A 22,014-nucleotide genomic window follows, 5' to 3' on the forward strand; every position below is an offset into this window, starting at 1 on the left:
CAGGATAGGAAAGAAGTAAGTACACCTCTTTTAACAAAAAAGGGAACTGATAAACAGTCCCTTTGTAATAATGTTTTATGGTCGGGATGACCAGGCTCGAACTGGCGACCACTGGTCCCCCAGACCAGCATTCTAAACCTACTGAACTACATCCCGCTCTTTTTAAAGCAATGCAAAATTAGTTACTTTCCACCATATTAGCAAACTTTTGGACTTCTTTTTCTCTTATACCAAGTTTATTTCGTACTTTTGTCCTATAATAAATTTGCACTAAATACACATGCAATACATCATAACTTGCCCCGAACGTATTGATACTTCTATCACGCTTCCCGCATCAAAAAGTATCAGTAATCGTGCATTGATTATCCAAGCACTCACCAAGGGAGGAATGATGCCAGAAAACCTATCGGATTGTGACGATACAGAGGTTATCATCCGTGGACTAAGTAAGCAGTCGGATATTATCGACATTAAAGCTGCAGGAACAGCAATGCGCTTTATGACTGCTTATCTAAGTGCAACGGAAGGAGAATATACAATCACAGGAACAGAACGAATGAAACACCGTCCGATTGGTATTCTTGTAGATGCACTGCGATATTTAGGGGCAGAGATTGAATATGTTGGCGAAGAAGGTTATCCCCCACTCCACATCCGTGGCAGACAACTTGAAGGAGGTTCATTGCAGATACCAGGCAACGTTAGTTCGCAGTATATCTCTGCACTATTGATGATTGCGCCTATTCTGACAAAAGGATTAGAACTAAAGCTGACGGGTAACATTATTTCACGACCTTACATAGACCTCACATTGCATCTTATGCATGAGTTTGGTGTATCGGCAGAATGGTCAGACTTTGATACAATTAGCGTAAAGTCACAAGCCTATCAGCAACGTGCCTACACAATAGAAAGTGATTGGAGCGCAGCAAGCTATTGGTATGAGATACTTGCTCTGACAGATGACACACGCTCAAAGGTAGCTTTGCAAGGACTGAAAGATGGGTCACGACAAGGCGACTCGGCTGTGCGCTATATCTTCTCACTATTAGGAATAAAGACAAGTTTTAAGGATAAAGATTCTAACAGCTTACCAGAAGCGATATTGACACGCCACTCACGAATGCTGAACAGAATGGAGTATGACTTTACCAATCAGCCAGACTTGGCCCAAACGCTCATCGCTGTGTGTCCGATATTAGGAATACCCTTCCATTTCACAGGCTTAGGTACGCTAAAAATTAAAGAGACTGACCGCATTGAAGCTATGAAGAGAGAGATGGAGAAGTTAGGTTATATCCTCTATGATGAGAATGGAACAGAGCTTTCATGGAATGGTGAACGATGTGAACCAATGGCAGAACCCATCATAGAAACCTACGAAGACCATCGCATGGCAATGTCGTTTGCCCCATTAGCTATCAAGTTGGGCGAGATACGCATCAATCATCCAGAGGTAGTTTCTAAGTCTTATCCCCACTATTGGGACGATTTACGCAAAGCGGGCTTCCTTATACAAGAAGTGGATTAACCTACTCACAGAGCCGCTCAAACAATAAAACGAAGTAAAAGAATGAATATATTTTTCATTGGCATAGGTTCTCTTTTAATCTTAGCGATTATAGCTGCTATCGCAACAAAGCTCACCAAGAAGAAAGAAGGTGAGCCAGATGTTGTCATGCCGACATCTGGGGATTGTTCTTCTTGTGACGGAACAGATGATAAATGCGAACAGGTATGTATGATGGAAGCAGCTGTAAAAGGCGTAGAATACTATGACGATGAAGAACTTGATCGTTTTCGTGGTAGGCCGTCTGACCAATATACCGACGAGGAAGCTGAGGAGTTTGCAACGGTTCTTTATACGATGCAACCCCATGAGGTGAAAGGTTGGAACAGAAGCCTTATCCTTCGGGAAATCAACCTACCCAATCAAATTAAAGATGAATTGATAACAATGATAGAAGGTTAAGCCTGTTATATCTGTATCTATTGCTGTCTGAAGATACATGCTTTAGAACAGAACAATAAAATAAAATGTGAAGAAAAGAGTATTAAGACATATTATCCCCTCTCTGTTGGCAATCAGTGTACTAACAATTATTAGTTGCTCAACTAAGAATAACACCGCGCAAACGCGTTGGTGGCATGCCTTCAATACACGTTATAACGTCTACTATAACGGTGCACAAGCTTATATTGATGGTTCATTAGAGAAGGAGAAGGGAAATAAGGATAACTTCACAGAACTCATCCCACTCTATACTGTCGGCAATAAGAATAGTCGTGACTTAGGAAAGGGTAACTTCGATAGGGCTATAGAAAAGGCTGAGAAGGCGATTGCAAAGCATAGTATCAAGAAAAGACCAGAATGGACAAAGAGTAGACGAAAGACAGAAAAGGACATAGAATGGCTATCGCGCCGTGAATATAACCCCTTCTTATGGAAGGCATGGATGCTCATGGGGCGTTCACAATTCCATAAAGGTGCCTTTGAAGAAGCGGCTGCTACCTTTGCTTATATGAGCCGCATCTACAAAGGACAACCTGCAATCTATGGGAAAGCAAGGGCTTGGTTAGCTAAATGTTACATAGAACAAGACTGGCTCTATGATGCTGAGGATGTCATTCGGAATATGCAGCGCGACTCTTTGGACTGGCGAGCTGTGAAAGAATGGGACTATACCTATGCTGATTATTACCTGCATTCAGGTGAGTTTGAGAAGGCTGTTCCTTATCTCCAAAAGGTTATCAAGCATGAAATGCGTAAGAAGCAGAAGGCTCGTGAGTTGTATCTACTCGGACAAGTATTGGCTTCACTCGGCAGAAATGAGGAAGCTTACAAAGCGTTCCAACGTGTAATTCGTACCAACCCTCCCTATGAATTAGAGTTCAATGCACGTATTGCACAGACTGAAGTTACCGCTAAGGGGCAGACGAAGAAGATGATTAGTAAGCTCAAGCAAATGGCTGCTTCGGACAATAACAAGGAGTATCTTGACCAAGTATATTACGCTATGGGCAATATACACCTTGCTGCACGAGATACGCTTGCAGCCATTAATGCATACGAGTTAGGTAACAAGAAGGCAACAAGAAGTGGTATTGAGAAAGGCGTATTACTGCTCCACCTCGGTGATCTCTACTGGGCAAAGGAACGCTTTGGAGATGCTAAACGATGCTATGGAGAAGCTATCGGACTCCTTGATAAGGACCGTAAAGACTATGAGCAGTTGTCTGAACGTTCAAAGATATTGGACGAATTAGCGCCTTATACAGATGCCGTACAGCTCCAAGACTCACTTCAATATCTTGCAAAATGTTCTGAACAAGAGCGTAATGCTGCGATTGATCGTGTTATCACAGCCCTTAAGAAGAAAGAAAAAGAAGAACGACAGTTGCAGACTGCAATGAATAATGGACAGCAGCAAGGTATGGATGGCAACTTTGGAAACAATAACCTTGGGACGCCTAAGCCTTTAAATAATAGACAACAGCAAGGAAATACGTGGTATTTCTATAACCCAACAGCGGTTCAACAAGGTAAGACTACCTTCCAACAACTATGGGGTAAACGAGAGAATGTTGATAACTGGCAGCGCATTAATCAAAGTGTTGTGGGCAAAATAGGCAATACCAACATGCCTATTGAACTTACAGAGCAGCAAAGGGATTCTATCATGCACGCTGAAGCACGACAAGATTCTATCAAACAAGCAGCTGACTCGCTTAAGAATGACCCTCATAAACGTGAGTATTATCTGTCACAGATACCGTTCACTGCGGAACAGTTGGAGGCAAGTAATAAGATATTAGAAGATGGTTTGCACCATTCTGGTGTTATCTTTAAGGACAGACTCGACAACCTTCGGTTAGCTGAAAAGGCCTTAAGGCGTGTGAGTGACAACTATCCTGACTATGAACAGATGGATGATGTGTACTATCATCTCTACCTACTCTACATGCGTAAGAATGAACCCCAGGTGGCTGAGAACTATGTTACACGCCTAAGTCAGAAGTTCCCAAAGAGTAAGTGGACTGCTCTCCTTACTGATCCGTACTACAAACAGAACCTTCGCTTCGGTGTGCAGATAGAAGATTCTCTCTATGCAGCAACCTACGAAGCCTTCAAACAAGGTCGATATGGTGAGGTCGCAGCTAATACTCGCATCTCTGATTCACGCTTCCCAATGGGTGCCAATAGGGATAAGTTCCTCTTCATTGGAGGCTTAGGGAAACTGAACAATGGCGATCCTACGGGTTGTGTCAATGACATGAAAGAGGTTGTAAAGAACTATCCAAGCAGCCGTATCAGTGAGATGGCGGGTATGATTGTTAATGGTGTGCAAGCTGGAAAGAAGCTACGTGGAGGTAAGTTTGACCTTGACGACATCTGGAGCTATCGTGCAAATGTAATGAAAGATAGCGATAGCATACAACAAGCTAAACTTTCTTCAGAGCGTGATATAGACTTTAAGTTCCTGTTAGTGTACCACCCTGACTCCCTGAAAGAGAACAAGTTACTATTCGAATTAGCACGATTCAACTTCACAAACTTCCTCGTTCGTAACTTTGAAATTGAGATAGAAGACCTCAATGGCTTACATCAGATGCAGGTATCAGGCTTCCGTAGCTTTGATGAGGCTTATCAATATGCACGTCAATTATTCGCATCACAGGCTGTAGCACAGCAAATGGGCAAGAGTACAAAGGGAATTATTATCAGCGAAAAGAACCTTAAACTGATAGGAACAATATATAGTTACAAGGACTACGAGGCGTTCTATGCAAAGCATTTTGCACCTTTAGTCGTGACACAAAGATACTTACTGAGTGAGCCAGCTGAGGTTGCTACACCACGTGAACGCGATATACAGCAGGAGATAGAACAGAAACATGCAAATGATCCTGACCTCTATCCTGACACACAGGACGTACCTGTTGACAACACGATGACTATCCCAATGGAGGAGTCAAAGCCTAAGAAGACGGAACAGAAGGTAATCGAACAAGATAACAATACCTTTGAGATTCCTGTAGAGGACAAGAAGCCAGTTGTAGAAGATAAGAAACCTGCAACTGAGAAGAAGCCTATAATAGAAGAAAAGAAGCCTATAACGGAGGAGAAAAAGCCTGTACTGGACGACAACAGCACCTACTTCATACCAGAGGAGGAACCTGCAAAGCCAACTACTCCTGTAACACCGGCTAAGCCAACAGTGCCAACAACTCCAAACAAGACAACTAAGCCTGTTATACCAGCTAAGCCTACGACTCCAGTAGCACCAGCAAAAACTACAAAGCCAGTGGCAACGGACAAGTCTGCTAAGCCTACAGCGCCAAAGACGCAACAGCCTTCTACGCAGAAGCCACAGGCTACACCTGCACCAAAGAAGAAGGTTTCGGATGACGGTCCGATAATCTACTTCGGTGATGAAGTGCCACAACAGAACAAGACAAACAACAAGAATAATAAAAAGAACCAGCCCATCCAGAACGATATCGAAGATGAATACTACGATTTGGAGGGGTTCTAAGGAAAGGAGATAACAACTATGAGCAATGGATTGTTACTTTGGGTAGATGATGAGATTGAGTTGTTAAAGGCTCATATCATCTTCCTTGAGAAGAAAGGATACGAAGTGGTGACGGTCAGCAATGGTACTGATGCCATTGACCAATGCCAAACACAGACATTCGATCTCGTTCTCTTGGACGAGCAGATGCCTGGATTATCAGGTTTAGAGACGTTACAACGTATTAAGGAGATTCAACCTGCCACACCTATCGTCATGGTAACGAAGAGCGAGGAGGAAGATATTATGAACCAGGCTATCGGTGCAAAGATTGCCGATTACCTTATTAAGCCTGTCAACCCTAATCAGATTCTCCTTACACTGAAGAAGAATATCCACCAAAAAGAGATTGTTACGGAAGTAACTCAAAGCGGTTATCAGCAAAACTACCAACAAATTGCTATGCAGATAGCCGACTGCCGAACATTCAATGACTGGAAGGACGTCTATCGAAAGCTTGTACATTGGGAACTGGAACTAAGCAGTGCTGATAGCAATATGACCGAGATGCTGAAGATGCAAAAGGAAGAAGCCAACAATGGTTTTGCTAAATACATTGCGAAGAACTATCTTGATTGGGTAGCACCACAAGACAACAAAGTCAGCAATAGCTTCTCTAAATTGGCTGGACAGAAGAAACAGCAGACGAACAACGATGATAATCGTCCGCTGCTTAGTACGGATATCTTCAAAAGTAAGGTGTTCCCACTCATTGACAAAGGTGAGAAGGTGTTTCTCATCGTCATTGATAACTTCCGACTCGACCAATGGCGCATTCTCTCAAAAGAGATTGGCGACATGTTTGACATTGAAGAAGACCTCTACATGAGTATTCTTCCAACTGCCACACAGTATGCTCGTAATGCTATTTTCAGCGGTCTTATGCCAAAGCAGATAGCAACAATGTTCCCAGAACTATGGGTAGATGAAGACGAGGAAGAAGGTAAAAACCTTAACGAGGAACCACTCATACAAACACAGATAGACCGCTATCGCCGACATGATAAGTTCTCTTATCATAAGATTAACAACTCTACTGGTGCAGACAAGTTCATGCAGCAATATAAGAACCTTGCGCAGAACGACCTCAATGTACTTGTAGTAAACTTCGTCGACATGCTTTCTCACGCTCGTACAGAGATGAGAATGATACGTGAATTAGCAAGTAACGAGAGCGCATATCGCTCTATTACGCTTAGTTGGTTCCAACATAGCGTATTGGCAGATGTATTCAAAGAGTTGGCGCAGTCTGACTATAAGGTCATCATTACAACCGATCACGGTTCTATCCGTACGACGAATCCAATCAAGATTATCGGTGACCGCAATACGAATACCAATCTGCGTTATAAATTAGGAAAGAGCCTCAACTACGATGCACGTCAGGTATTCGCTATCAAGAATCCTCATCTTGCACAGCTCCCTGCACCAAACCTCAGCACAAGCTATGTCTTTGCAACAGGCGACTCGTTCTTTGCCTACCCTAATAATTATAACTATTACGTCTCTTACTATAAAGATACATTCCAGCACGGAGGTATCTCAATGGAAGAGATGATTGTCCCATTGGCAACACTTAGTCCGAGGAAGAGGTAAGAGGAAGCCTCCCCCAACCCCTCCGAAAGGAGGGGAGATTTCCTCAAATACACTTAAGAATGGGATAGAGAATATATCTTATTAAGGGTAAGCGTGCTTAAGACATAAACATAGGTTGTATAGGTTCGTTCTCACATAGGAAACTGTAAAATTCTTGAAAACATATAGTTCCATACAAATGGACGAACTGCTGACAACCATCTACCGCATAAACAGAATAAAAAGAAAACAATATGGAAATTACAATCAAAAGCCTCGATTCCATCCATGAGGCTGCAAAGGAATTTGTCAAGAGGATGGGTGATGGAAAGGTATTCGCTTTCTACGGAAAGATGGGTGCAGGAAAGACTACTTTTATCAAGGCTCTTTGCGAGGTCTTGGGCGTAGAAGATGTTATCACCTCCCCTACTTTCGCTATTATCAACGAATATACGGATGGCAACGGTGACCCAATCTATCACTTTGACTTCTATCGTATCAAGAAGTTGGAAGAGGTATATGACATGGGATATGAGGACTATTTCTACAGTGGTAACCTCTGCTTGTTAGAATGGCCAGAACTCATCGAGGAAATCCTCCCTGAGAATGTAATCAAGGTTACGATTGAAGAACAACCAGATGGTACTCGTAAGCTGAGTTGTTAATAAGAAAAGAACACCGAAAAATAGTTCATGCAAATACGAAATATCTTTACATAAATTGCCGTTCATTGGGCAATTTAATGGGATAAAAACGCATTTTCGGGCACAATTGTAACTGTCTTGTATTCATAATGTTACAAAACAGAAAAAGAAAAGGTGCTTTATAAGCCTCTAAAAGGGCGTTAGTAAGACCTTAAAAGGGCACCTTTTAGAAGCCAATTAAGACTTAATTCGAATGCAATTAAGCATCAATTGAAAATGTACAGATAATAAAATAGGACAAATCAGATTGATTTGTCCTATTTTATTTATGTAAGTAATGTTGTGTTACATCTTATTATGATTGAGTATCATCAGACTCCGTGAAGTCAACATACTCACCTTCGCTGTCTGGAATTACCTGCTTACGGCGTTCCTCTATTGGGCGATTATCGATAATAGTATTCTCTGTAGAGCTTGGTTCTTGATACTGATAGTTGTTAGGATTAAACTGACGACGTGCGCGTGTCATCTGCTTATAGAATGCAAAAGCCACCCATAAGATAATCACAAAAAACGCTATAAAAAAGAAGAACGCAAACTTCAGAATAAAAGCAATTATTGACATAGCTTTGAACTTATACCCCTTACTGTTGTGTTGGGGATTGTTTTACGATAGCTGACAGTATCACATACCATGCAATGATAATAGCAAATGACGAGATACCAAAGATGACTACCAATGGACAACAAGTAATCAAGAAGAGATACTTCACCTCATTACCCTTGAATGACCAGTGCTTGAACTTTAATGCAAACATTGGGATCTCTGATACAAGTAGCCATGAACTAATAAGAATACCTGCAAGGAGGAAGTATAAAACCCAAGGACGAGTCTCTAACTTCTCCCCTACACCTACAAGAAGTGAACCCCAAAAGAGTGCATTCGCAGGTGTTGGCAATCCTATAAAACCTAATGACTGACGTTCATCAAGATTAAACTTTGCAAGACGCAATGCCGAGAAAGCTGCCATGATAAAGGCTGTATAAGGCAGATAGTCGCGTAATGGCTCAAGAAAAACAGGATAAGACATTACGTATAACTGTGAAAAAATGATAGCTGATGGTGCTGCACCGAAAGTAATAACATCTGCCAAAGAGTCTAACTCTTTACCAATAGGAGAACTAACATTCAGTAAGCGTGCCACCATTCCATCAAAGAAATCAAACACAGCACCTATAATAATAAATAGCAAAGCAACCTCTATCTTGCCTGCAAAAGCAAAACCAATAGCAATGCAACCAGAGATAAGGTTGCAACAAGTAATACTATTAGGAATATGTTTCTTCATCTTTACTTGTTATTTGGCTTCAACTTAGCAATCACTGTTTGGTCACCCGTTGTTGACTGTCCCATCTTAACACATACCTCAGAGCCTACAGGAAGGAAGATATCAACACGACTACCTAACTTAATAAAACCAAGATGCTCATCAATATAACAATCTTCACCAGGTTTAGCGTATGTCACGATACGGCGTGCCATAGCACCTGCAATCTGACGACAAAGGATGTCTGTACCATCAGGAGTTGTGATAATTGTATCTGCATGTTCGTTCTCCTCACTTGCCTTAGGTAGCCAAGCCTTGTGGAAGTTACCATCAAAATGCTGTACAGACTTTACTACTCCATCTACAGGGAACCAATTGGCATGAACGTTCCATAGACTCATAAAGATTGAAATCATCAATCGGCGCTCATGAAAATATTCGTTTTCGTCTACCTCTTCTATAACAACGATATGGCCGTCGGCTGGAGCTACGACAATACCCTCCGTATCCTCACTACCAAAATAGCGGATAGGACACTGATAGAAATTAAGTACTATACCATAGACAGTACCGAACACGACTGTAAAAATCCAAAATGGTATCTTCGTTGGAACTGCAAACCAGAGAACCAAAGCTATAAGGACAAGACCTATACCTCCGTAGAGCAGTGTATTTGTCCCTTCGTGATGGATTCTAATCTTTTTGAGTTTCTTTTTTATTTTTCCCATGGTCGATAAACGACGTATTTGTTTTGTTGCAAAGGTACTTCTTTTTTGTCATTTCCACAAATTTTCACTCTCAATCTTTTGTTATGTCGGCTTTTCATAGTAACTTTACAGCTCAAAAACGCATAAGTTCAATGGAAGATTACGTACATTTACACGTCCACACCAATTATTCTATTCTTGATGGTCAGTCTAAGGTTACACGCCTTGTTGATAAGGCTATTGCAGACGGAATGAAGGGTATGGCGATTACTGATCATGGTGTAATGTTCGGCATAAAAGAGTTTGCTGACTATTGTGCTAAGGTCAATAAAGGTAGGAAAGAGAAGGGTGAAGAGCCTTTCAAGCCTATCTTCGGATGTGAGATGTATGTAGCACGTCGCACAATGCATGATAAGGATAAGAGTATGCATGATAATTCAGGCTACCACCTTATCGTATTGGCAAAGAACTATACAGGATACAAGAACCTTATTAAACTTGTATCTAATGCGTGGGTAGATGGTTATTACTATCGTCCCCGAACGGACCGTGAGCAGCTTGAGAAGTATCATGAGGGACTGATTGTGTGTACAGCTTGTATTGCAGGTGAAGTCCCTAACAAGATTATACATGATGACATCGAGGGGGCAAGAGAAGCTTGCGAATGGTATCACCGTGTCTTTGGAGATGATTTCTACCTTGAGTTGCAACGACATGAAGTAAAAGACCCAAGTTTAGTGGCAAACCGTGAGGCTTATCCTTTACAGCAGAAAGCTAATAAAGTTCTCATGAAGTTTGCACAAGAATATGGTATAAAGATAGTATGTACCAATGACTGTCACTTCGAAGACAAGGAGACCGCCGAGGCACATGACCACTTACTATGTCTTTCAACAAATGAAGATTTAGATGATCCAAAGCGTATGCGCTACTCTAAACAAGAGTGGTTTAAAACGCGTGCAGAGATGAATGAGATATTCTCAGACATCCCAGAAGCTATGACGAATACGCTGGAAATCCTTAATAAGGTAGAGACTTATGATATTAATCATAGTCCTATCATGCCTTTCTTCCCCATCCCAGAAGACTTCGGAACGGAAGAAGAATGGAAAAAGAAGTTCACTGAGGAAGACTTATACAAGGAGTTTACCACCGATGAGAATGGCGAGAACCCTCTTCCCCCTGAAGAAGGACAGAAGGTTATCGACCGTTTAGGAGGCTATGAGAAGATGTATCGCATTAAGTTTGAAGCCGATTATCTTGCGAAGTTAGCCTACGATGGTGCCAAAAAACTATATGGCGACCCTCTTTCTGACGAGGTTAAGAATCATATTCGCTTTGAGTTACACGTCATGAAGACGATGGGTTTCCCTGGTTACTTCCTCATAGTACAAGACTTTATCAATGCTGCACGACAGGACTTGGACGTAATGGTAGGTCCGGGACGTGGTTCTGCCGCAGGTTCGGTAGTGGCTTATTGCTTAGGAATTACGCAGATTGATCCATTGAAGTATGACCTACTTTTTGAGCGATTCCTCAACCCTGACCGTGTCAACCTCCCTGATATTGATACCGACTTTGATGATGACGGCCGCGGACGTGTGCTGCAGTGGGTAATGGATAAGTACGGACACGAGAACTGTGCACATATTATTACCTACTCTACAATGGCAACAAAGAACTCTATCAAGGATGTTGCTCGTGTAGAGAAACTACCAGTAGATGTCTCTAATGCCCTTTGTAAGGCGATTCCAGAACGCTTACCTAATGGCATGAAGATGAACTTAACGAATGCTATCAAGTGTACTCCAGAGTTGCAGAATGCAGAGGTTAGTGAAGACATAAGGGAGCGTAATACGATTAAATACGCCAAGATGTTGGAGGGAACAGTGCGCGGAACGGGTATCCATGCCTGTGGATTCATTATCTGTCGTAACCCTATTGATGAATGGGTACCTATCTCTACGGCAACAGACCCAGACTTCCCAGAGAAGAAAGTACCAGTAACCCAGTATGATGGTCACGTAATTGAGTCTACAGGTCTTATCAAAATGGACTTCCTCGGACTGAAGACGCTATCCGAGTTAAAGGAGGCTTGCAAGGTTGTTAAGCAGACAACTGGCAACGTGATTGACCTTGAGAAGATTCCTATTGATGACGAACTGACCTACCAACTCTATCAACGTGGACAGACCGTTGGTACATTCCAGTTTGAGTCGGCAGGTATGCAGAAGTATCTTCGTGAGCTTCATCCAACCGTGTTTGAAGACCTCATCGCCATGAATGCGCTCTATCGTCCGGGTCCAATGGATTATATCCCAGACTTTATCAGGCGTAAACATGACCCTTCTTTGGTGAAGTACGACATCCCATGTATGGAGAAGTACCTCAAAGACACATACGGTATCACGGTTTATCAGGAGCAAGTTATGCTCTTGAGTCGCCAGTTAGCCAACTTTACACGTGGTGAGAGTGATGCTCTTCGTAAGGCAATGGGTAAGAAGATGAAGCCTATCGTCGACAAGATGAAGCCTAAATTCATCAAGCAAGGACAGGAGAACGGACACGACCCACAGATACTTGAGAAGATATGGAGCGACTGGGAGAAGTTTGCCAGCTACGCTTTCAACAAGTCACATGCCACTTGCTACTCATGGGTAGCTTACCAGACGGCTTACATGAAGGCGCATTATCCAGCCGAATATATGGCTGCGTTGATGACACGTCGCTTCAGTCAGATTACCGAAATCACAAAGTTGATGGAGGAATGTAAAGCATTGAAGATTGCAACCCTTGGTCCTGATGTCAACGAGAGTCAGATTGGCTTTGGTGTGAACAAGCATGGTGAGATTCGCTTCGGACTATCTGCTATCAAGGGAATGGGTGCAAGTGCGGCTGAAAGCATTGTACGCGAACGTGAGAAGAATGGTCCTTATAAAGATATATACGACTTTGCAGAGCGTGTCGACCTCAGTAATGTAAACCGCAAAGCGTTTGAAAGTTTGGCTTATAGTGGCGGCTTCGACAGCTTCGGTTTACAGCGAGAACAATACTTTGCAGTCACTGGAAAGGGTGATTTATTTTTAGATACCATCGTCCGTTATGGGCAGCTTTTCCAAGCAGAAAAGGCACAACAACAGAACTCACTCTTCGGAGGTATGGATGCCGTTGATGTAGTACATCCTATTGCACCAAAGGCAGAGAAGTGGCCTGCCATTGAGAAATTAAATAAGGAGCGTGAGCTGGTAGGTATCTATCTGTCTGCTCACCCACTCGATGAATATAGTGTTGTACTGAACAATATGTGTAACACTCATTGCTCTAAGATTGGTCGCAATGCTGACATGACAGAATTGGCAAAGGCAGACGAAGTGACATTTGGCGGTATTGTCACATCCGTAAACGAACGTTTCTCACAAAAGACAGGAAAGCCTTTTGGCTTTGTCACGATAGAAGACTTTGAAGGAACAGGCGAATTAGCTCTGTTTGGTGACGACTGGGCACGGTGGAACAACCTCCTGAAGATGAACTACACCGTCTATATAACAGCTAAGTGTCAGCCTCGTTATCGCAATAATCCTGACATGTTAGAGCTAAAAGTGCAAAAGATTGAGCAACTCTATGACGTGAAAGAAAATCGTTTGGAACGCTTTACCATCTCTATGGATGCAACAGCATTAGACGATGCCTTCGTTTCGGAATTAGCAACAGTCATCGAGGAACATATCGGTAACACACAACTTTACATACAGTTGCGAACGCCTGACAATACTGTACTTATGCTAAGGAGTAAGAATGGTGGCGTTAACGTCGACCGTACGCTAATAGACTTTATCTCATCGAATGAGAAGATGGAGTTCCATATAAACTAAGTCGAAAGTGGCACAATCTTTGATGATGAGTAAATAGATTGAAAAGACAATATTAATAAACTTATAAACAGAATAAAAATGGAAGTAGTAATTACTAACGAGAATTTAGAGACTTACAAGAATGGTGAGTTACCATTGGTAGTTGATTTATGGGCAACATGGTGTGGACCTTGTAAGATGATTGGTCCTATCATCTCAGAACTTGCTGAAGAGTACGATGGTAAGATTGTTGTAGGCAAGTGTGATGTTGAGGAGAATGATGACGTAGCTATCGACTTCGGTGTACGTAACATCCCAACCATCCTCTTCTTTAAGGGTGGTCAGTTGGTAGACAAGTTTGTTGGTGCAGCTTCAAAGGACGTTCTCAAAGAGAAGTTCGACGCTCTGCTCTAAGCTAAACACTTATAAATATAAAGCCATATCAGTAATCCTTTGATAGGATTCTGGTATGGCTTTTTTATACATAAACTCTCACATCTAAACCACGTCACAACTAAAAAAGACACATTAAACTGAAAGTTTTTCCTTTTTTTTTATTAGTAATCATATAATTTTATATCTTTGCGATAGAAACCTATCGCTTTTTAAAAGCGCAACTGAGTTTGAACCTTTCAATTCACTTAACTTCATTAGTTATGGAAAAACTATTGCTTATCCTCCTTCTGTTCTGCACCGGATTTCGAGCCAGCGCACAGTCCGTATCTGGAAAGGTGCTTGATGAAAACAAGAAGCCTATCCCCTACGCAAATGTCATTATCCTTTCAGCCAAGGATTCTACCTTCATTGTTGGTACAACAACCGCTGATGATGGTAGTTTCAACTTCAAGGAGGTTACAGTAGGTAATATCCTTAAAGCCTCCTTCGTAGGTTATGAGCCCTTCACTACGGTTCTTTCCAACCAAGACAACCTGACTATCGTTCTGAAAGAAGATGCAAAAATGATGAAAGAGGTAGTTGTCAAAGGCAGTGCTCCCTTGCATAAGATGACAACAGAGGGCATACAAACGAACATAGAAAACACCATACTGAGCAAGCTCGGCACTTGTGAGGATGTTCTTGCACATGTCCCGGGACTGACAAAGAAGAAAGATGGCTATGAAGTCTTTGGTAAAGGGACTCCAATCATCTATATCAACGGTCGCCAGATGCGTGATATAACAGAGCTTGAACGCCTGAAATCAAACGATATCAAAAGCGTTGAGGTAATAACCAACCCCGGGAGTAAATATAATGCAGCCGTAAGAGCAGTCGTAAAGATACGCACGAAGAAGGCAATAGGCGACGGCTTTGGCTTCGATGTACGCTCCGCCTACTACCAGTCGGAAAATGTAGACCTCTCAGAACAGCTGAACTGGAAATATCGCCATAAGCGTCTGGAACTCTTTGGTACGCATGGCTATTCACTTGACAACAACCTCGAACACAGCAAAACAACCACAATTGTTCACGTTGACACCCTCTGGCAGCAGGATTTCACGCAAAAAGTCCCCGATAAGAATTCTATTTTCAAGAATATTATAGGAGCAGACTATCAGCTGAATGACAGCAATTCTGTCGGTATCAAATACATGATTAACTTCCCTCATGACTTCCCCCTATCTGTTTTTATTAGTAGTGATGTAACGGCAAACGGGACTTTCTACGACCATATTAACACCTTTGCAACATGCAAGCAGTCCCATCGTCCTTCCCAATTCATTAATCTCTACTATGTTGGAAAGATAGGAAAGATGGACATAGACTTCAATGCTGATTATCTTTATAACAAGCAAAATAACCATACTACCTCTCGAGAAGAAAGTCGCAACAAGACCAGTCGCACCGTGACTTCCGACAATCAAGAGCGCAACAGGCTCTTTGCTTCTAAGCTAACCTTGGGCTATCCTGTTTTAGGAGGTAATCTGTCAGTGGGTGCAGAATATACCTATACAAACCGCAATGATGCATATAGCAATCCTGAAAACTATGTCCCAAGCTCATCCGCACAGCTAAAAGAGTCGAATATCGCTCCTTTTATGGAATACAAACACCAGCTATCAATCTGCCAGTTGACAGCTGGTTTACGCTGGGAGGCGGTACACTTCAACTATTATGAGAACGGACAGCACATTGCTAATCAGAGTCGTTCGTTCAGCAACTTATTCCCAAGCATCTCTGCAGCTACTCAAATAGGAGACCTACAGATGCAATTAAGCTATGCAGCGAGGACATGTCGTCCTTCTTACCGTCAGTTAAGCAATAACGTTACATACGGCAATCGTTTCTTGATGCAGTCGGGTAACCCACTGCTTCAGCACGAATATATCCACGACATAAGCTTAGGAGCTATGTGGAAGTTCATCCAGTTTGGCATCTCATACAATGACCGTCGTCACGCCATTGTCTTCTGGAGCGAACAAGACAGTCATAACTCAGCTATCTCACGTCTTACCTACACGAATCTTCCAAGCATCAAGACAATATCTACTCAGTTAGCTTTTTCGCCAACAATCGGTATCTGGACACCTGAGTTCACGGCATTAATGAAGAAGCAATGGCTCACATTACATACAAGTACAAAGACTTATAAGCTGAACAAACCAATCTGGCAATTCAGCTTTAACAACACCTTTGACTTTGGAAAAGGTTGGTTGCTATCAATGGAGTCCTACCTCGTTACAAAAGGCGATGGCGAAATTGCCTCATTAGCAAGCAATAGAGGTTCGCTTGACATCAACCTTACCAAGTCTTTCCTAAAAGACAGACTCGCACTTCGTATTGGTGGAACAGACTTGTTCCATACCCAAAAAGAAGGAGGAATTAGCTACACAGAGTCTATGGAGACTCAATATATTGGTACATACGACAGCCGTCAGTTTGTTCTAACTGTTACCTATAAGTTCAACACTTCACGAAGCAAATACAAGGGTACAGGTGCCGGTCAGGCTGAAAAGAACAGATTATAGACGGCAAAAAAGCACAAGTAAACTTAGCCTCTGACCCAATAGGCTTAGTTGACTTGTGCCTGAATAACTCCCTACTTACCCCGAATTGCCTCTGCTTTGGCAGTATATCATAAGTTGTTTAGTACTCCGCACCATTGGTGCGAAGCACAAGCACGATATGTGCGAAGCCTTAGCACAACATGTGCGCAGCAATATTACGTACAAAGAAAGAGGGTATATCCAAGACACTAACGTCTAAGATATACCCTCTAAAATATATGTTAACACGGAAGATTAATCATTCATATAACGCTGAACACGCGCATACATCAACTCATACTGAGATTTGATAGTTGTATCCTTCGTTGTCTTAATGCGCTCCTCAAGTAGTTTCTGCAGTTTCTGTGCATAGTGGAATACATATTCAGCTGTGCGGTCGATGGTCTCTGTCCACATCGTCTCTGGTTCACCATAACCAACACCAAAACCAAGGAAAGCCACATCCTGCTTATCATCACGCAAGCTGCGCACCTTACCAACCTGTCTTACCTCAACAATGTTAGCCTTCAGACGTTCAACATAGAGTTGCTGCATGGCGATATCATCATCGTCAAGATTCTCATCACCAGCGATTGTCTTAGCCCAAACATTATTATACGTATCTTCGCAATATTCCAATGGAGAATAAGAAGTAGAGTCAGCATAATAGCTCAATGCTAAACGTGCGGTTGCAGAAAGAGCCATTTCCTGAATGCCACCTGCCAATGTCTTGTAAGGATGAGAGTTAATCTGAGGTAAACGGTTCTCGATACTCTCAACACCACGCTTACCAAACTTGTGTGCTTCTTGCAACAACCACATTGCAGCAGCACGTTGTTTCTCCTTAGGCATCACCTCATAACGAGGAATACCAGAAGACTCTGTGGTCTGATTCAGCTTGATACCACCAATGACAGCATAGACATTACGAGCATAACCGTAAGCCTGAGAAACCATTTGACGATAGAGCTTAGCCTTACGAGTACCATCAGTACCGTCTGGAATCCACTCATCAAAATGACTGAGGATATACTCAAGGTTCTTAAGACCATATGTACTTGACTTCACAGCATCGTCACCGAGATCCTCCTCAATGGCGGTTGGGTCATAACGATAACGTGACTGCTGAAGTACGTAACGATACATTGGGTCGTTAGCATGAGACTCAACAAGTGCCATCAATGGCTTTACGTCATCTCTGAAACTCTTTGAGTTAGGGAAAACACGGTAGCCCCACTCTATTGCATAGTTGTCATACACACCGAGGTAAGGAGGAGTCAGTGACACACCCTTATCTGTTGGCTGTGCAACATAATTGAAACGAGCATAGTCCATGATAGATGCTGTCGTACCATACTTCTGTGTGAAGCTTGCAGAACGTAGCGAATCAGTTGGGATTGCAGCCGATGAAGCCATGTTGTGCATCAGTCCGAGTGTATGTCCTACCTCGTGAGTTACAATATACTCCAATGTTGGCAACAAAATGCTATCAGGCATATCCAATGTTCGTGCAGCAGGATCAATCTGTGATGTCTGAATAAATCGCCAACTATTGATGACATTCACAACATCATTATACACCAATACGGTCGCTGTGATAATCTCACCTGTACGTGGATCAACCCATGATGGACCCATTGCATTCTCTGTAGCAGTAGGCAGATAACGAATGCAAGAATACTGGAAGTTATCAGGATCGAAGTTTGGATCATTAGTTGGGAAGTCCACTGCCTGCATCACATTCTTAAAACCGATACGCTCGAAAGCCTTATTCCATCTTAGAACAGCTTGTCTTATCGCAGGCTTCCATTTTTCAGGGAACGCATTATCGATATAGAACACAATAGGTTTTACAGGCTCGCTAAGCTGACCAGCAAAGTAAGCTGCAGGATCTTTTGGCTCTAAACGCCAACGATTGATAAAGCTTGCATGGTCGATAAGACTGTCATTGACGATAGACTTCGGTGTAAGGAAGTAGCCAAGACGAGTATCACTTAGACGAGGAGTCATCTTATCCTCTGGCAAGAGAGCCAAAGTAAACTGTACACCGATAGAAACTGGATGATTACTAATAGCAACATTACCACTGTTACCAGTCATGTTGGTAACATAGTTGCGCTCCATCGAGATACAAGCATTGTTTGCAAACGACTTCAAAGAAGTTACTTTAATCCACTCTGGCTTTAAGTCAGCATCCACACGATATGGACCAGCTATCTTTGCGATAACAGGGAAGTACTTGCTCTCTCTCAAGAAGAAAGAAGAAACATCAAAAAGAATACCACCAGTCTTCTTGTTTCTTGCCTTGATTGGGAAGCTATAGAAGTCAAGGTTACGATAGTTCGTAGCCTGTGCCTGCTTCGCATTACCTACTGGTAGGGCATCAAGTAATTCAGAGTTGATAGCCTGCATTACGATAGAGCTATCCTTCTCAACAAAGCGTACGTGTGAAACTGAACCAGCACGAGTACCAACCTCAGCAAACTGTGGGCTTGATACAGATGAAATTGTAGCACCAATCAGCATGTCACGACCGATAGAAGAAGGTGGCAACTCCATAAGGAGTTTCTCACCTGTTCTATAAAACGAAACGAATGGTCCCTTTGCTGAGTCTGTCTTCTCTTCGGTTAGAATACGCTCATAGGCATCTTTCTTAACCACAGAAGTAGTGGTTGTAGCCTTCTTTTTCTTCTTTTTAAAGAAAGGGAAAGCTTGTGCTGACAGTGAAAGGCTCAAGAATCCCACTGCTAATAGGGTTGCATGAACCGATTTCATTGATAAAAATGAAGTCTTTCTCATTTCTTCACCTCCAGTGTCTTATTGATTTTGAAGAGCATCATCTCATAGTGTGTACACGCTTCAAGTGGTAAATTTGCCTTCAAACATTTCTCCAAAGCTGTTCTCAACTTCAAAAGACAGTTGTAGAAGTAAAGCTCTGAGTTGTCTGCGAGTGTGATATCAACTGTTGGAGCAAGATTCTGAGATGGGTCACCAAAGCCTGGAGTTGCACCGAGATCATCACCCTTCAAAGCCATACTTGAACCAGAGCCACCGCCTGAACCACCGTTACCAGTAGCCTTAGAAACAACACTCTGTGCCTGACTCATAAATGCACGCTGCAAAACACGCTCGCCCTGAGAAGGTGCGCGCATCTCAGCAACACTCTTGAAGAGGGTGTTATAGATATCATCGAAGTACTCTTTTTGTGTGTAACTGTTTGGATTCAAGTAAGAAGTGATAGCTACACGCATACGTGCTGCCATCAAATCGTAACCCATAAACTCCAAACTCTGGTCATAATAGCTTACTGACAAGTAGCCCTTACGCTCGAAATCACGGTTAGCATACTTCTTGAAGCTCATCGCCTCCTGCAAACACCACAAGAGTGAACGACGCTGAAGATCCTTAGAAACAACCTGATACTGTGGTACTCCTGCTGAAATCTTCATATTGTTGAGATACATACCACCAACATTACTCAACACCTGCTTGAACAAAGCGTAACGATTCTGTGATATCTGCAGGTATAACTGATCTTTGATACGAGTATCCTCATCGTTCTTAATCCACTTAGAGAGGTTGTTTTCAACGATTGTATAGTTCTTATTTGCAAGGTTTGCACTTGCAATCATATCGTTACCAAGGGCTCCTGCAGCAAGACGTGGGTCCCATTTAGCATTGCGCTCAGCATAATAACGAAGACGTGGGTTTGTCACCTTCTTGTCAACAAACGCCTCAAGTGTATTCTTCTCATCATTGATAGAAACATTATCGGTATCAAAGTAACGATAGTTCCAATCAATTGTAAAGTAGTCGTACATACCGAGTCCTGTTGGAGTAAGGCGTACTCCGTTATCTGTTGGCTGTGCAACATAATTGTAATGAACGTCATCCATAACAGAAGGAGCAAGTCCCATGGTAGTCGTGAAACGTGCATTACGCAATGAATCTGTAGGATAAGTAGCTGAAGCACCAAGGTTATCCAAGAGTCCTAACATACTACCCGTTTCCTTTGTTACCAACATCTTCAAGCCTTCTGCAAACTTAGCAGCAGACAAACGGTTGCTGCGTACTGATGGGTCAACGGCACCTGTTTCAATCAAACGCCACTTATGTAACAACTTCTCGACATCAGAATAGATGAACATAGAGGCTGCCACAATCTCACCTGTATTAGGATTGACATAGATATCACTCTTTGGAGCAGATGAAGAACCACTTGGTATGTAGCGAATACAAGAATACTGAATGTTATCTGGGTCGAAATCTCCTTGCTTCTGAGGGAAGTCAACAACCTCAATAGCATTCTTAAAGCCTATCTTTTCAAAAGCTTTATTCCACTCAAGAACACCCTCACGAATTGGCTGTTTCCATGCCTCTGGGAAGGTATTATCCAAATAGAAACGGATTGGATTAACAGGCTGACTCAGCTTACCCTTTGCATAAGCCTTCTTATCCTTTGGTACAAGATTCCAACGATGAGAGTAGAAGATACGCTTTGTACCTTCACCTTCCTTTGGAATTCCCAAACGAACTGAGTAGTTAACACCGATACGTGAGTCCATAATACGTGGACGCATTGCAGACTCTGGCACAAGTGCTACGCTATAACTAACACCAACAGTTGTAGGACGTTCACCTCCGATAGGCATAGACATCAGAGAAGTAGACACACCATAAGTGAAGTCATTATTAACGATGACGTTTGTATCAAAACTCTTTATACCACGAATGAACGAGAGTTCAGGCCTAGGAGTAGCCTTGATACTATAGTTACCATTCTTTGTTGGCATAACCGATATGAGGTTAGTTGGTTTACCTAACAAAGAAGTTACGTCAAAGACAACTGCAGAGCTGTCGTTGTTATAAGCCATAATGTTAAAGCCCTGCCAAATACCATCACGATAATTCAGCGACAATGCATTATCAAGATCTGCTGAGTTAGCATTCTCCTTGAAAAGAACATTGTTAGGAGTCTTCATCACTACAGAGCTATCCTGTATGTCAAAATAGAACAAAACAGGATTAGAACTTGTTGAACCAACAGTAACTGTAGATGCATCAGTTGTTGAGTTTACTACTCCACCAAGCATCATCTGCTTCTTCAACAAAGTACGTGGCAACTCAAAGTAAATCTTGTTATCAAGCTTATGAACAGTAATAAACTTACTACGTGCCGTCTCAGTCTTTTTATCTTTGAAGAGACGGTCATACTTTGTCTCCTTCTTTGGTTTAGACTTAGACTTGTCATCATCAGCTTTTGCAACAGTACTTTGCAATACAAGGAGGAACAATAATGCCCCTCCAAGTAAAGAGTTCTTAAATGAGAAATTCATTCTTATCATT

General features: G+C 42.3%; 13 protein-coding genes and 1 tRNA gene. 8 read left to right on the forward strand and 6 right to left on the reverse strand.

Going from position 1 to position 22,014, the window contains the following annotated elements:
* Positions 1–78: 78 nt before the first annotated feature.
* Positions 79–156 (reverse strand) — tRNA-Pro (locus J4861_RS09310).
* A gap of 124 nt (positions 157–280) precedes the next feature.
* Between J4861_RS09310 and J4861_RS09315 the strand changes: the two genes are divergently transcribed.
* From J4861_RS09315 to tsaE, 5 genes are all read left to right on the forward strand, one after another.
* Positions 281–1,534, forward strand: coding sequence for a 3-phosphoshikimate 1-carboxyvinyltransferase (locus J4861_RS09315; RefSeq protein WP_211817734.1), 1,254 nt, complete (start codon positions 281–283; stop codon positions 1,532–1,534).
* Between the two features lie 42 nt (positions 1,535–1,576).
* Positions 1,577–1,975 (forward strand): hypothetical protein, encoded by a 399-nt coding sequence (locus J4861_RS09320; RefSeq protein WP_013264521.1) that lies wholly within the window; start codon positions 1,577–1,579, stop codon positions 1,973–1,975.
* A gap of 67 nt (positions 1,976–2,042) precedes the next feature.
* Entirely contained in the window at positions 2,043–5,540 is a 3,498-nt protein-coding gene (porW, locus tag J4861_RS09325) for a type IX secretion system periplasmic lipoprotein PorW/SprE (RefSeq protein WP_211817735.1), read from the forward strand.
* Positions 5,541–5,558: 18 nt separating this feature from the next.
* A complete protein-coding gene (gene porX, locus J4861_RS09330) occupies positions 5,559–7,175 on the forward strand; it encodes a T9SS response regulator signal transducer PorX (protein ID WP_211817736.1) in 1,617 nt (538 codons plus the stop codon).
* 233 nt (positions 7,176–7,408) lie between these two features.
* Positions 7,409–7,819, forward strand: coding sequence for a tRNA (adenosine(37)-N6)-threonylcarbamoyltransferase complex ATPase subunit type 1 TsaE (gene tsaE / locus J4861_RS09335; protein WP_211817737.1), 411 nt, complete (start codon positions 7,409–7,411; stop codon positions 7,817–7,819).
* A 334-nt stretch (positions 7,820–8,153) separates the two neighbouring features.
* Here the strand turns inward: tsaE and J4861_RS09340 are convergent, their stop codons facing one another.
* From J4861_RS09340 to J4861_RS09350, 3 genes are read right to left on the reverse strand one after another with little or no spacing between them, the layout of a single operon-like run.
* Positions 8,154–8,423 carry a DUF4834 family protein gene (locus J4861_RS09340; RefSeq protein WP_120173799.1) on the reverse strand — a complete coding sequence of 90 codons (270 nt, stop codon included), beginning with the start codon at positions 8,421–8,423 and terminating at the stop codon, positions 8,154–8,156.
* A 19-nt stretch (positions 8,424–8,442) separates the two neighbouring features.
* The gene (gene pssA / locus J4861_RS09345) at positions 8,443–9,147 is read right to left on the reverse strand and encodes a CDP-diacylglycerol--serine O-phosphatidyltransferase (protein ID WP_211812480.1); all 705 of its coding nucleotides are present in this window, start codon (positions 9,145–9,147) and stop codon (positions 8,443–8,445) included.
* A 2-nt stretch (positions 9,148–9,149) separates the two neighbouring features.
* Positions 9,150–9,854, reverse strand: a complete 705-nt coding sequence (locus tag J4861_RS09350; RefSeq protein WP_013264863.1) for a phosphatidylserine decarboxylase family protein — start codon at positions 9,852–9,854, stop codon at positions 9,150–9,152.
* 131 nt (positions 9,855–9,985) lie between these two features.
* Between J4861_RS09350 and dnaE the strand changes: the two genes are divergently transcribed.
* The 3 genes from dnaE (at position 9,986) to J4861_RS09365 (ending at position 16,650) form a co-directional block, all read left to right on the forward strand.
* Positions 9,986–13,705: a DNA polymerase III subunit alpha gene (gene dnaE / locus J4861_RS09355; protein ID WP_211817738.1), complete on the forward strand. Its 3,720-nt coding sequence runs from the start codon at positions 9,986–9,988 to the stop codon at positions 13,703–13,705.
* A gap of 78 nt (positions 13,706–13,783) precedes the next feature.
* Positions 13,784–14,098, forward strand: a complete 315-nt coding sequence (trxA, locus tag J4861_RS09360; RefSeq protein WP_004360465.1) for a thioredoxin — start codon at positions 13,784–13,786, stop codon at positions 14,096–14,098.
* A gap of 242 nt (positions 14,099–14,340) precedes the next feature.
* The gene (locus tag J4861_RS09365; RefSeq protein WP_211817739.1) at positions 14,341–16,650 is read left to right on the forward strand and encodes an outer membrane beta-barrel family protein; all 2,310 of its coding nucleotides are present in this window, start codon (positions 14,341–14,343) and stop codon (positions 16,648–16,650) included.
* Between the two features lie 273 nt (positions 16,651–16,923).
* Here J4861_RS09365 and J4861_RS09370 read toward each other — a convergent pair whose 3' ends face one another.
* Positions 16,924–19,443, reverse strand: a complete 2,520-nt coding sequence (locus J4861_RS09370; RefSeq protein WP_211817778.1) for a zinc-dependent metalloprotease — start codon at positions 19,441–19,443, stop codon at positions 16,924–16,926.
* Between the two features lie 20 nt (positions 19,444–19,463).
* Complete coding sequence (locus J4861_RS09375; protein WP_211817740.1) at positions 19,464–22,013, reverse strand: zinc-dependent metalloprotease; 2,550 nt, start codon at positions 22,011–22,013, stop codon at positions 19,464–19,466.
* Position 22,014: the final 1 nt, after the last annotated feature.

The organism is Prevotella melaninogenica (assembly GCF_018127925.1).
GTDB classification, from domain to species: Bacteria; Bacteroidota; Bacteroidia; order Bacteroidales; family Bacteroidaceae; genus Prevotella; species Prevotella melaninogenica_C.